Source organism: Xanthomonas sp. AM6 (assembly GCF_025665335.1).
In the GTDB taxonomy this organism is placed as follows: domain Bacteria; phylum Pseudomonadota; class Gammaproteobacteria; order Xanthomonadales; family Xanthomonadaceae; genus Xanthomonas_A.
In genome coordinates this window covers 4,589,374-4,601,719 of the sequence record NZ_CP106869.1, presented here as the reverse complement: position 1 = coordinate 4,601,719, position 12,346 = coordinate 4,589,374, and the positions used below count along the sequence as shown (strand labels likewise).

At 71.6% G+C, this 12,346-nt stretch carries 11 protein-coding genes and 1 tRNA gene; 10 read left to right on the top strand and 2 right to left on the bottom strand.

What is annotated here, in order from left to right:
• The first annotated feature begins 93 nt into the window (after window positions 1-93).
• The 5 genes from OCJ37_RS19720 to OCJ37_RS19700 all read left to right on the top strand — a co-directional run bounded on the left by OCJ37_RS19720 (window position 94) and on the right by OCJ37_RS19700 (window position 5,678).
• Window positions 94-468, top strand: a complete 375-nt coding sequence (locus OCJ37_RS19720; RefSeq protein ID WP_263111375.1) for a hypothetical protein — start codon at window positions 94-96, stop codon at window positions 466-468.
• A gap of 81 nt (window positions 469-549) precedes the next feature.
• Window positions 550-1,233: a response regulator transcription factor gene (locus OCJ37_RS19715; protein ID WP_003469280.1), complete on the top strand. Its 684-nt coding sequence runs from the start codon at window positions 550-552 to the stop codon at window positions 1,231-1,233.
• 85 nt (window positions 1,234-1,318) lie between these two features.
• Window positions 1,319-2,689 (top strand): ATP-binding protein, encoded by a 1,371-nt coding sequence (locus OCJ37_RS19710; protein ID WP_263113743.1) that lies wholly within the window; start codon window positions 1,319-1,321, stop codon window positions 2,687-2,689.
• Between the two features lie 142 nt (window positions 2,690-2,831).
• Window positions 2,832-4,415 (top strand): DUF1800 domain-containing protein, encoded by a 1,584-nt coding sequence (locus OCJ37_RS19705; RefSeq protein ID WP_263111374.1) that lies wholly within the window; start codon window positions 2,832-2,834, stop codon window positions 4,413-4,415.
• 63 nt (window positions 4,416-4,478) lie between these two features.
• Window positions 4,479-5,678, top strand: a complete 1,200-nt coding sequence (locus OCJ37_RS19700) for a DUF1501 domain-containing protein (RefSeq protein ID WP_263111373.1) — start codon at window positions 4,479-4,481, stop codon at window positions 5,676-5,678.
• Between the two features lie 489 nt (window positions 5,679-6,167).
• Here the strand turns inward: OCJ37_RS19700 and OCJ37_RS19695 are convergent, their stop codons facing one another.
• Window positions 6,168-6,956, bottom strand: coding sequence for a M90 family metallopeptidase (locus tag OCJ37_RS19695; protein WP_263111372.1), 789 nt, complete (start codon window positions 6,954-6,956; stop codon window positions 6,168-6,170).
• Entirely contained in the window at window positions 6,923-7,195 is a 273-nt protein-coding gene (locus OCJ37_RS19690; protein WP_263111371.1) for a hypothetical protein, read from the bottom strand. The genes OCJ37_RS19695 and OCJ37_RS19690 overlap by 34 nt, the downstream gene beginning before the upstream one ends.
• A gap of 162 nt (window positions 7,196-7,357) precedes the next feature.
• On the opposite strand from OCJ37_RS19690, the gene birA reads away from it, so the two are divergent.
• The 5 genes from birA (at window position 7,358) to OCJ37_RS19665 (ending at window position 12,331) form a co-directional block, all read left to right on the top strand.
• The gene (birA, locus tag OCJ37_RS19685) at window positions 7,358-8,329 is read left to right on the top strand and encodes a bifunctional biotin--[acetyl-CoA-carboxylase] ligase/biotin operon repressor BirA (protein WP_263111370.1); all 972 of its coding nucleotides are present in this window, start codon (window positions 7,358-7,360) and stop codon (window positions 8,327-8,329) included.
• On the top strand, window positions 8,326-9,066 hold the full coding sequence (locus tag OCJ37_RS19680) for a type III pantothenate kinase (RefSeq protein ID WP_263111369.1): 741 nt from the start codon (window positions 8,326-8,328) through the stop codon (window positions 9,064-9,066). Before birA ends, OCJ37_RS19680 begins: the two co-directional genes overlap by 4 nt.
• A gap of 9 nt (window positions 9,067-9,075) precedes the next feature.
• The gene (locus tag OCJ37_RS19675; RefSeq protein ID WP_263111368.1) at window positions 9,076-9,903 is read left to right on the top strand and encodes an SPOR domain-containing protein; all 828 of its coding nucleotides are present in this window, start codon (window positions 9,076-9,078) and stop codon (window positions 9,901-9,903) included.
• Window positions 9,904-9,944: 41 nt separating this feature from the next.
• Window positions 9,945-10,020 (top strand) — tRNA-Thr (locus OCJ37_RS19670).
• Between the two features lie 625 nt (window positions 10,021-10,645).
• On the top strand, window positions 10,646-12,331 hold the full coding sequence (locus OCJ37_RS19665; RefSeq protein WP_263111367.1) for a ShlB/FhaC/HecB family hemolysin secretion/activation protein: 1,686 nt from the start codon (window positions 10,646-10,648) through the stop codon (window positions 12,329-12,331).
• The last annotated feature ends 15 nt before the right edge of the window (window positions 12,332-12,346 follow it).

The window sequence follows — 12,346 nt, the reverse complement described above, 5'->3', positions numbered from 1 at the left end:
TTTGGCTCGATTTTGCGGAATCGTGCCGCCGTTGCCATGCGGCACGTTTCACAACTTTTGAACGTTTCCGATCAGTCCGTTAGGATGCCAGTCGTGACCTCTGCCACTCTCCGCCGCTGCCGCACCGCCGCCGTGATCGCACTCGCGCTCACGGCCGTCGGCGATGGCTGGGCGCAGCAGCCGGGTCCGCCGGGTCCTGGCATCGCCCAGGCCCGCGAGGCGGCCCGGGCGCGCGACTACCATGGCAGCTCGCTGTCCGATGCGGTGCGCCGGGTGCAGCGCTCCACCGGTGGGCAGATCCTGGGTGCCGAGCGCGTGCCGTTCGACGGGCGCGACATCAACCGGGTCAAGTACATGGACGGGCGCGGGCGCGTGCGCTACATGGACGACCCGCAACCGGGCGCCGTGCCGCCACGCGTGCCGCGCCCGATCGACCCGCAGCAACCACCACGCGACGATAACCCCTGAACCCGGATAGTTTGGTTCAGCTTGCATCACCCCAATGCCCCGGCCGTCGGCCATCCGTAAAGAAGTAACTAGGGAGAGTTCATGCGTATCCTTCTGGTCGAAGACGAAGCCCCCCTGCGCGAGACCCTGGCGGCTCGCCTCAAGCGCGAGGGGTTTGCGGTGGACGCGGCGCAGGATGGCGAGGAAGGCCTGTACATGGGCCGCGAAGTGCCCTTCGACGTGGGCATCATCGACCTCGGCCTGCCGAAGATGTCGGGCATGGAGCTGATCAAGGCGCTGCGCGACGAAGGCAAGAAGTTCCCGGTGCTGATCCTCACCGCGCGTTCGAGCTGGCAGGACAAGGTCGAGGGCCTGAAGCAGGGCGCCGACGACTACCTGGTCAAGCCGTTCCACGTCGAAGAGCTGCTGGCGCGGGTCAACGCGCTGCTGCGCCGGGCCGCGGGCTGGAGCAAGCCGACCCTGGAATGCGGCCCGGTGGCGCTGGACCTGGCGGCGCAGACGGTCAGCGTCAGCGGCAGCAACGTCGATCTGACCAGCTACGAATACAAGGTGCTCGAATACCTGATGATGCATGCCGGCGAACTGGTCTCCAAGGCCGACCTCACCGAGCACATCTACCAGCAGGACTTCGACCGCGACTCCAACGTGCTGGAAGTGTTCATCGGCCGCCTGCGCAAGAAGCTGGACCCCGATGGCGAGCTGAAGCCGATCGAGACCGTGCGCGGCCGCGGTTACCGCTTCGCCATCCCGCGCACCGAAGGCTGATCCCACGCGCCTGCGACGAGCAAGCGAAGGACGCGACGGCGTGGTGGCACGACCCAGGTGGTACAAGCGCTGGCGCCCGCGTTCGCTGCAGGCGCGCCAGTTGTTGGCGGCCAGCCTGAGCCTGGTGGCGTTCCTGGCCGCGGCCGGCTACGCGCTGGACCAGGCCTTCGCCGACACCGCGCTGAGCAACCTGCGCGAACGCCTGAAGAGCTACGCCACCGCCTACGCCAACAACGTCGACGTGGCGCGCGACGGCTCGCTGTACATCAACAACGACAAGCCGCCGCCGGACCCGCATTTCGACCGGCCCGGCAGCGGTCTGTACGCGCAGATCGTGATGCCCAACGAACGCTGGATCTCGATGTCCAGCGAGGGCCCGCTGCCGCCCAAGGGCGGCATGCTCGAACCGCGCCAGGAAACCTTCGACGGCCCCTGGCCGATGACCCAGATCGACGGCAGCGAAGGCGAGGTCTACCGCTACGGCATCGGCCTGGCCTACGTGCGCCGCGACAAGGAAACCCCGGTCACCATCTACGTCATGGAGGACACCCGCGCGCTGGGCGCGCAGCTGCGCGTGTTCCGCGGCCGGGTGTGGTTCAACCTCGGCGGCGCCGGGCTGATCCTGCTGCTGCTGCAGGCCTTCATCCTGCAATGGAGCCTGCGCCCGCTGCGGCGGGTGATCAACGAGCTGACCAAGGTGCAGCGCGGCGAAGCGGTGCGCATGGGCGACCGCCATCCGCGCGAACTGGAACCGCTGACCGACAGCATCAACGCCTTCATCGAGAGCGAGCGCGAGAACCTGGACCGCCAGCGCAACACCCTGGCCGACCTGGCGCACAGCCTGAAGACGCCGCTGGCGGTGCTGCGCACCCAGCTCGACAGCGGCAACGACGGCCCCGAGCTGCGCGAGGAACTGGACGCGCAGCTGCGGCGCATGAACAACCTGGTGACCTACCAGCTCAGCCGCGCCGCCTCCAGCGGCCACAAGCTGTTCTCCGCGCCGCTGCCGATCGAACCCAATGCCGAGGAGATCGTGCGCGGCCTGGAGAAGGTGTACGCGGCCAAGGGCGTGCTGTGCGAGTTCGACATCGAGCCGAGCGCGCGTTTCCACGGCGAGCCCGGCGACCTGCAGGAACTGCTCGGCAACCTGCTCGAGAACGCCTTCAAGTGGGCGCGGCGGCGGGTGCTGCTGAGCGTGCGCCCGGCCCCGGCCGCCGGCAGCCGCCGCGCCGGGCTGGTGCTGTCGGTGGAGGACGATGGCCCCGGCATCGCGCCGGAGGAAGTCGCGCACATCCTGCAGCGCGGCGTACGCGGCGACGAGCGCGTGCACGGCCACGGCATCGGCCTGGCCATCGTGCAGGACCTGGTCAAGGGCTACCGCGGCGAACTGCAGGTGAGCCGCTCCGAGGAACTGGGTGGCGCGCGCTTCCTGGTGACGCTGCCGCCCGGCCTGTAGCCGGCGTTCGACCTGCGTTGTCGCGAGGGTGAATCCCGTGCGAATGTCGCAGCGCTTTCCGACATCCGCTTAACGCGCGCGCTGGCTGTGCGCGGATACTGCGCGGATCGTCACGCACGGTTTCCCGATCAAGGAGCGCCGCATGCCCGAGCCCCGGCTTCGTCCCGCATCGCGCCTGCGCCTGCGCGTGCATGGGCGGCGCGCATTGCGCAACGCGCAACGGTTGCTGCTGTCGTTGCTGCTGGTGCTGTTCACCGTGGCCGCCATCGCCGGCAGCCAGAAGGTGCTCGAACGCGACGATGCGCGCTGGCTGCAATCGATGACCACCGGCCTGGACAGCGCCAGCGTGGCGCAGCTGCAGCGCGACGGGCGCAAGCGCTACCTGCGCGAGCAGCTGCAGGCCGCCAGCGGCGACGCCGCGCTGCCGGCGCCGGTGCGCGCGCAGCTGGACGGCTACGAAGCGCTGCACACGCCGGTGCAGGAACTGCTCAGGCAGCTGGATGCGCGCCAGCAGTCCATCAAGGCGATGCCCGACGGCGAAGCCAAGGTCGCGGCGAAGAAGGCCTTGCGGCAGCGCGCCGACGCGCTGCTGGCGCAGGCGCGGCAGGCGCAGCTGCTGCGGGCGGTGTATTCGCGCGACCAGCTGCGCGAGCAGATGGTGTGGTTCTGGCTCAACCATTTCAGCGTGTTCGCCGACAAGGGCCGCCTGCGCTGGACCGTCGCCGACTACACCGACAACGCGATCCGCCCGCACGCGCTGGGCAAGTTCTCCGACCTGGTGATGGCCACGCTGCAGAGCCCGGCCATGCTCGAATACCTGGACAACGCGCAGAACGCCAAGGGCAAGGTCAACGAGAACTACGCGCGCGAACTGATGGAGCTGCACACGCTGGGCGTGGATGGCGGCTACGGCCAGCGCGACGTGCAGCAGCTGGCGCTGATCCTCACCGGCGCCGGCATCGCCCCGCCCAACCGCGATCCGCCGAAGCTGGCGCCGCCGCAGCAGGCGCAATACCTGCGCCGCGGCGCGTTCGAGTTCAATCCGGCGCGGCACCAGCCCGGCGACAAGACCCTGCTCGGCCAGCGCATCGCCGGCGGCGGTTTCGACGAGGTGCAGCGCGCGGTGCAGCTGATCGTGCGCCAATCCGCATGCGCGCACTTCGTGTCGCGGCGCCTGGCCGAGTACTTCGTCGCCGACGATCCGCCGCCGGCGCTGGTGGAGAAGATGGCGCGCGCGTTCCAGCGCAGCGACGGCGATATCGCCGCCGTGCTGCAGGTGATGTTCGCCGCGCCGGAGATGGCCGCCGGCGCGCCGCACAAGTTCAAGGATCCGTACCGCTTCCTGGTGTCCTCGCTGCGCCTGGCCTACGACGGGCAGACCATCGTCAATCCGCAGCCGCTGCTGGGCTGGTTGAGCCAGATGGGCGAGCCGAGCTACGGCCGCATCACTCCCGACGGCTGGCCGCTGCAGTCCAGCGCCTGGAACAGTTCCGGGCAGATGGCGCAGCGCTTCGAGATCGCGCGGGCGATCGGCGGCGGCAACACCCAGCTGTTCACCAGCGACGGCCAGCAGCGCGGCGGCTTTCCGCGACTGACCACGCCGCTGTACTACCAGGCGATCGAACCGCAGCTCGGCGAGGCCACCCGCCAGGCGCTGGCGCAGGCACGCTCGCAGCAGGAGTGGAACGCGTTCCTGCTGTCATCGCCCGACTTCAACTACCGCTGATCCGGCCCATAGCGCCGGGCGCAGCGCTCGTCGCCGCGTCCGGCGATCACGGAGATCCCCGCCATGCACCGCCGCCATTTCCTGTTCGCCTCCGCCTCCGCCTCCGCCGCCGCGGCCGCCAGCCTGCCGTTCGCCGGGCGCCTGTTCGCCGCGCCGGCGCCGTCGCCGCGCCTGCTGGTGGTGTTCCTGCGCGGCGGCTACGACAGCAACAACCTGCTGGTTCCCTGCGCCAGCGATTTCTACTACGCGGCGCGGCCGACCCTGGCGATCGCGCGGCCGGATCCGGGCAACCCGAACAGCGCCATCGCGCTGGACGCGCAGTGGGGATTGAACCCGCGGCTGCGCGACACCTTGCTGCCGCTGTGGAACGACAGGCAGCTGGCGTTCGTGCCGTTCGCCGGCACCGACGACCTGTCGCGCAGCCACTTCGAGACCCAGGACAGCATCGAGGCCGGGCAGCCGGCCGGGCAGCGCAGCGACTACCGCTCCGGGTTCCTGGCGCGGCTGTCGCAGGTGGCCACCGGCACCCCGGCGATCGCCTTCACCGATTCGCTGCCGCTGAGCTTCCAGGGCGGCGGCGACATCCCCAACCTGTCGCTCAAGCGCACTCCCGCGCCGGCCTTCGACCAGCGCCAGGCCGGGATCCTGGCGCAGATGTACCAGGGCACGCCGCTGGCCAGCGCCGCGCACGGCCTGGCGCTGCGCCAGCAGGTGTCGCAGGCGCTGCAGGACGAGATGCAGCAGGCCAACCGCGGCGCCGCCAGCGCCCGCACCTTCGCCGACGAGACCCGGCGCATCGCCACGCTGATGCGCGAGCGCTACCGGCTCGGCTTCGTCGACGTCGGCGGCTGGGACACGCACGTCAACCAGGGCAGCACCGACGGCCCGCTGGCCACCAACCTGGGCAACCTGTCCGAGGGCCTGGCGGCGTATGCCGAGGCGCTGGGGCCGGAATGGCGCAACACCGTGGTGGTGGTGCTGTCCGAGTTCGGCCGCACCTTCCGCGAGAACGGCGACAAGGGCACCGACCACGGCCACGGCACCACGTACTGGGTGATGGGCGGCGCGGTCAATGGCGGGCGCATCGCCGGCGAGCAGGTCGCGGTGAGCAGGGAGAAGCTGTTCCAGGATCGCGACTATCCGGTGCTGACCAATTACCGCGACCTGTTGGCCGGGCTGCTGCGCCGCATGTGGGGGTTGTCGCCGTCGCAGTTGCAGCAGGTGTTTCCGCAGGCGCGTGTGCGGGATCTGCAGTTGGTGTGAGGCGTGGTGTTCGCCATGAGCCGGCGTGGCTTGGTGCATCGCCCTGGGTGCTGTTCGATCCCGTCGGGTCTGCCGCTTTCGCTCGTCGCGACTGAAGTCGCTCCTACAGGGGCTTTTTGCGGCAAGCTGGATGGTTCGCTGTAGGAGAGGCTTCGGCCCTGCAGTGTCCGTCGCCGGAAAGCTGATCGCTGCGTTCGTCGCGGCTGAAGCCGCTCCCGCAGGGAGCTCGCGATCGATTGGCCGAGTGCGCTGTAGGAGGGGCTTCAGCCCCGACCCGTGATCGGTTGCGGTAGGTCCACTGCTTCGCTCGTCGCGACTGAAGTCGCTCCTACAGGATGCGCGGCAAGCTCACTGGCGCATGTGGGAGGGACTTCAGTCCCGACAGCGTCCGACGCCGGAGAGTTCGCCGTTGCGCCTGTCGCGATTGGAGCCGTTCCTGCAGGGCGCCCGCGATGCGTGACCGCCGCCTGCGCGCCGCGCGCCGCGCGCTTACGCCGCGGCGAACGGCGAGGGGCCGTAGAACCGCGCCAGGTGCGCGGCGACGTCCGGCATCTCGCGCTGCAGCCGCTGCGGTGCGGAGAAGTGGTATTCGCTGACCACCGCGAAGAATTCTTCCGGCGCCTCGGCGGCGTAGGCGTCGATCTCGCTGGCGCGGCCGCGGTCCACGCGTTCGCAGAATGCGTCGTAGCTGCGCTGGAAGTCGGCGGCCCAGCGGCGCTGCCAGTCGCGCGGCAGCGGCGGGGTGCCGTCCAGCGCACCGTCGAGCACGTCGAGCTTGTGCGCCATCTCGTGCACCGCCACGCAATAGCCGGCGCGCGGGTCGTCCAGGTCGGCCTGCACGTCGGCCCAGGACAGGATCAGCGGGCCGCTGTCCCAGGATTCGCCGATCAGTTCGTCCTCCCATTCGTGCAGCACGCCGGCCGCATCGACGTGGCTGCGCTGCACGCGGAACGCGTCCGGATACACCAGCAGCTGCGACCAGCCGCGCAGGCCGTCGCCGCCGAATTCCAGCAGCGGCAGGCAGCACAACGCGGCCAGCACGGCGCGCTGTACCGCATCCAGATGCAGGTCGGCCAGCGGCGAGATGGTCTTGCTGTGCAGGAACTGCGCGGCCAGCGCACGCAGTTTCTGCGCGCGCGCCGCGTCCAGCGCCGCCACCCACGCGCAGCGCTGCCGCACCTGTTGCCAGGTCGTCTCGTCGATCGCGACAGGCGCCGGCGACAGCCAGCGCAACCAGCGTGGGATCAGCGGAACATCCCCGGCAGGAAGCTGTGCCACTTGGGCATGCGCAGGCGCGGCACCAGGTCGCTGTCGCCGCCGCCGCCGCTCGGCGCCGCGCCGGGCTTGGCGGAGGCCGGCGGGTGCGCTGCCGCGGCCGGGCGTGCCGGCGCGGTGTCCGCGTCGGTCGCATCGGTGTAGACGCAGTCGTTGCGCTGCTTGCTCGCCAGCGCGTCGGACGCGTGGGCGGCCGCCAGCGGGAGCAGCAGCAGGATCAGGCACGGCAGGAAGCGGCGCATCGTCGGCATCCAGGGCGAGCGGCGGTGAATCCCGATTCTAGCGCGGTTTTCGCCCCGGGCAGGGGCGACGCTGCACGCAGGGGCGACGCTTCCCGCATACTTTTCCGCTTCGAGGTCGCGTCTTCAGGGGCGTGCGGATTGAAACGAGGCGATGGAACCGGCGTGGACGAGCGCGAACTACTGGCCCGGCTCAGCCAGGGCCGCCTTTCCGGCGACGCCCTGGCGCGCTCCTTCGGGCTGACCCGGGCCGCGGTGTGGAAGCGTATCCAGGGCCTGCGCGCGGCCGGGGTGGAGATCGACGGCCGCGCCGGCGAGGGCTACGGGCTGGCGCGGCCGCTGGAACTGCTCCAGGCCGAGCGCATCGGCGCCGCGCTGGCGCCGGCGGCGCGCGCCGAACTGGCCGGGCTGGAGATCGCCTGGAGCCTGGCCTCCAGCAACAGCACGCTGCTGGCGCGGCCGGCCCCGGCGCGCGGCAGCGAGGTGCTGCTGGCCGAGCGCCAGACCGGCGGCCGCGGCCGCCGCGGCCGGGTCTGGGCCTCGCCGCTGGCGGCGCACCTGTACCTGTCGGTGGCGCGCGGCTTCGGCGGCGGGCTGGGGCGGCTGGGCGGGCTGAGCCTGGCCGCCGGCGTGGCCGTGGCCGAGGCGCTGCGCGCGGCCGGTTTCGCCACGGTCGGGCTGAAATGGCCGAACGACCTGCTCGCCGACGGGCGCAAGCTCGGCGGGCTGCTGGTCGAAGGCGGCGGCGAGTTCGCCGGGCCGGCGCGGGCGGTGATCGGCCTGGGGCTCAACGTGCGCATGCCGGCGGCCAGCGCCGCGGCGATCGACCAGCCGTGGACCGACCTGGCCACGCTGGCCGGCGCCGAGGCCGCGGTGTCGCGCAACGCCATCGCCGCCGCGGTGCTGTCGCACCTGCTGCCGGCGCTGGCGCTGTTCGACGCGCAGGGCCTGGCGCCGTTCCTGCCGCGCTATGCCGCGCTGGACCTGCTCGCCGGGCGCGCGATCCGCATCGACGAGGGCGGCGTCGCGCGCGAGGGCGTGGCGCTGGGCCTGGCCGACGACGGCGCGCTGCGGGTGGCCTTCGCCGATGGCGAGCGGCCGCTGCATGCCGGCGAAGTCAGCGTGAGGCCGGCATGAGCGACTGGCTGTTCGACCTGGGCAATTCGCGCTTCAAGTTCGCCGCACTGGAACGCGGCCGCGCCGGTGCGGTGCAGGCCTGGGCGCACGGCGCCGAGGCGATGGACGCGGCCGCGGTGGCGGCGCTGCCGCGCGGCGACACCGCCTATGTCGCCAGCGTCGCCGCGCCGGCGTTGACCGCGGCGGTGCTGGACGCGCTGCGCAGCCGGTTCGCGCAGGTGCAGGTAGCGCGCACCGAGGCCGCCTGCGCCGGCGTGCGCATCGCCTACGCGCAGCCGCACAAGTTCGGCGTGGACCGCTTCCTGGCGCTGCTCGCCGCGCATGGCGGTGGCGACGTGCTGGTGGTCGGGGTCGGCACCGCGCTGACCGTGGACCTGCTCGATCGCGACGGCCTGCACCACGGCGGGCGCATCGCGCCGTCGCCGACCACGATGCGCCAGGCCCTGCAGCAGCGCGCCGCGCAGCTGCCGGCCGAGGGCGGCAGCTACCGCGAGTTCGCCACCGAGACCGCCGATGCGCTGGCCTCCGGGTGCGACGGCGCGGCGCTGGCGCTGATCGAGCGCAGCCTGCAGCAGGGCCAGGCGCTGCTGGCGCGGCCGCCGCGGCTGCTGCTGCATGGCGGCGGCGCGCCGCCGTTGCTGCACGCGTTGCCGGCGGCCGAGCAGCGGCCGTCGCTGGTGCTGGACGGGCTGGCGCTGTGGGCGCAGGCGCACGCCGCGGCCGGACGCGCCGGGTAGAATCCGCGCATGCTCGTCCGCGCCCTGCTCGTCGTCCTGACCATCCTCAACCTCGGCGTCGCGCTGTGGTGGGCGACGCAGCCGCAGACCCCCGCGCCGGCGCCGCTGCCGACGCCGCCTGCCGGGGTGGCGTCGCTGCAGCTGGTCCCGGCATCGCAGGCCGTGCCAGCGGCGGCGTCCACGGCGCCTGCGTCCGCTGCGGCGCCAGCGCATGCCCCTCCCGCCACCGCGCCGGCCGCTGCCGCTGCGGTCCCCGACGCACCCGCGGCCACCGCGGTGCCAGCGACCGCCGCGCCGACCGCCGCCGCGCCGCTACCTCCCAAGGCACCCAGCGACAGCGACGCGCCAGTCGCCGCCACGGAACCTGCCGCCGCCGCGGTCTGCCTGAGCCTGGGCCCGTATCCGGACCGCGCCGCCGCCGAGGCCGCCGTCGCCACGCTCGGCGCCGCCGCGCCGCGCCCGCGCCTGCGCGAGGTCGGCGACGACGACGCCACCAGCTTCCGCGTGCTGCTGCCGACCATCGGCGGCGAGGACGGGGTCAAGGCCGCGGTCGATCGCATCGTCGCCGCCGGCATCCGCGACTACTACCCGATCCGCCAGGGCGAGGAAACCGGCGCCATCGCGCTCGGCCAGTACCGCAGCCGCGAAGGCGCCGAACGCCGCCGCGCCGAACTGGCCAAGGTCGGCTTCAACGTGGACCTGATCCCCAGCGGCGGCAGCGGCCAGTCGCGCTGGTGGCTGGACCTGCGCGCCGCCTCCGCGGCGCAGGCCACGTCGCTGCGGCGCCAGCTCGGCGCGCAGCGGCAGCGCTCACTGGACTGCGCCGCGCTGCGCTAGAATGGCGCGCCGCCACGCGGCACGCGCGTCGCGCAGCCTTTGCCGGCATAGCTCAGTTGGTAGAGCAACCGCCTTGTAAGCGGTAGGTCCCCAGTTCGAATCCGGGTGTCGGCACCATCGGGCGGTCCAGGGACGCCGCTGTCGTGCCGCTTCATCGCACCCGCGCATTGCCGCGGGTTTTTTGCACCTGCGATGCGGCGTCGCCCTTCGGCCGCGCATGCAACTGCGCGATACCTGTCCGGCAATCACGCGCTGCGCGATCCATCACGCCATCACGGCGAACGCCTGAGCGTTCAGCCGCGCTTTGTCGGGCCAGCCTTAACCGCAGTCACTGCTGCCCGGCCGTCTGCCAACCCTGTCACAACGATTTTCTAACAAACGGTCCCTAATGGCCCATCCACCGGGATTGCGTTGGTTGCATACGCCGACCCAGTAGTGGATTTGCCACGGCCCGTCCGTGCCGCTCTCTCCATCGCCACATCAGGCCGAAGACCGCTTTGCCAGGGCAAGGAATCGGCGCAAACCACTGCGCCACTCGCCTCAGGCAACAGGAACGCCCGTAGCCCGTCCGTCCTGCATTCGCCGCCGCGATTGCCGGCAACGCCTGCGCCTGCATCCAGCTGCGCTTACGTCCGCACGCGCGCCGTGTGGCCGGCCACTACCTCCCATCAACGCGACGCGGCCGACCGCACGCATCTGCACCCAGATGCGGCGATGGCCGATACCGGTAAGGACGCAGGCCATGAATCCAAGATTGAAACTATTGCCGCTGATGCTGCTCGCCATCGGCCACGGAGCGCTGGCGCAGCAACTGCCTGGAGCAGGCAGCCAGTTGCGCCAGCTGCCGACGCCGCCGCCCGCGCCGCTGCCGCCCGCGCCGCTGCCGCCGCCGCAGATCCGCATCGAGGACGGCATCACTGCCGCCCCATCCACCGCCGATGCGCCCAGCGTACTGGTCAACCAGCTGCGGATCGCCGGCGCCACCGCCTATCCGCAAGCCGAACTGGTCGCGGTCGCCGGGTTCGTCCCCGGCGCCACGCAGACCCTGGCGCAGATGCAGGCGATGGCCGCGCGCATCACCGACCACTACCGGAACCACGGCTACTTCGTTGCGCGCGCCTATCTACCGGCGCAGGACGTCACCACCGGCACGTTGACCATCGCGGTCAGCGAAGGTGTTCTGGGGCAGGTCATCCTGCGCAACCAGAGCGGCCTGGCCGACCAGGTGGCCAGGAGCCGCCTGGCCGGGCTGGACAGCGGCGATCGGCTCACCATCGAGCCGATCGAGGACCGCCTACTGCTGCTGTCGGACTTGCCGGGCGTCGTCGTACGGTCGACGATGGCACCCGGCCAGGCGCCGGGCAGTTCCGACCTGGTCGTGGACGTCGCTCCGGGCCGGCGCGTCACCGGCAGCGTCGACGCCGACAACGCCGGCAACCCGTACACCGGGGAATACCGCGTCGGCGCCACGGTCAACCTCAACAATCCGCTCGGACGCGGCGACGTGGCCTCGCTGCGCGTGCTGACCTCCGGCTCGGGCCTGAGCTACGGCCGCGCCGCCTACCAGATGCCGTTCGGCCGGGCCACCGCGGGCATGGCCTACAGCCGCCTGGAATACGAGCTGGGCGATCGGTACGAAGGCCTCGGCGCCCACGGCAGCGCCGACATCGCCAGCCTCTTCGGCTCGGTCCCGCTGATCCGCTCGCGCGACACCAATCTCTACACGGGCCTGCTGTTGGAACACCGCGACTTCCAGGACCGGATCGACCTGATCTCCTCGGTGGTCGACAAGCAGGCGCGCGTGGCCACGGCCAGTCTCTACGGCAACCGCTACGACGGTTTCGGCGGCGGCGGTGCGAACACGTTCTACCTGGGGCTGTCGGTGGGCGAACTCGACATCCGCACGCCGACCGCGCGCGCCGCCGACGCGGCGAGCGCGCGCAGCGATGGCGGCTACGCCAAGCTCGCCTTCAACGCCTCGCGCCTGCAGCGGGTCACCGACCGGGTCGCGCTGTACGGCGCGATCGGCGGACAGATCGCCTCGCGCAACCTGGACCCCTACGAAAAGATGGTGCTTGGCGGCATCGACGGCGTGCGCGCCTATCCGCAGGGCGAAGGCTTCGGCGACGAAGGCATCCTGGCCAATGTGGAAGCACGCGTGTTGCTGACGGGGCTGAGCGAGCGCGTGCCCGGCCAGGTGCACCTGGTCGGCTTCATCGACGCCGGCAGGATCGCGGCCAACCGGGATCCGTGGTTCGCCGGTTCCAACGACCGCACCCTCAGCGGCGCCGGCATCGGCGCCACCTGGGAGGCGCCGGGCGACTTCGCGGTCAGAACCTACTACGCACGCAAGCTGGGCGGCGAAGACGCGGTCTCCGCAGCGGACAGGTCCGGGCGCTTCTGGATCCAGGCCATCAAGTATTTCTGAGCGTTCGCCGCACGC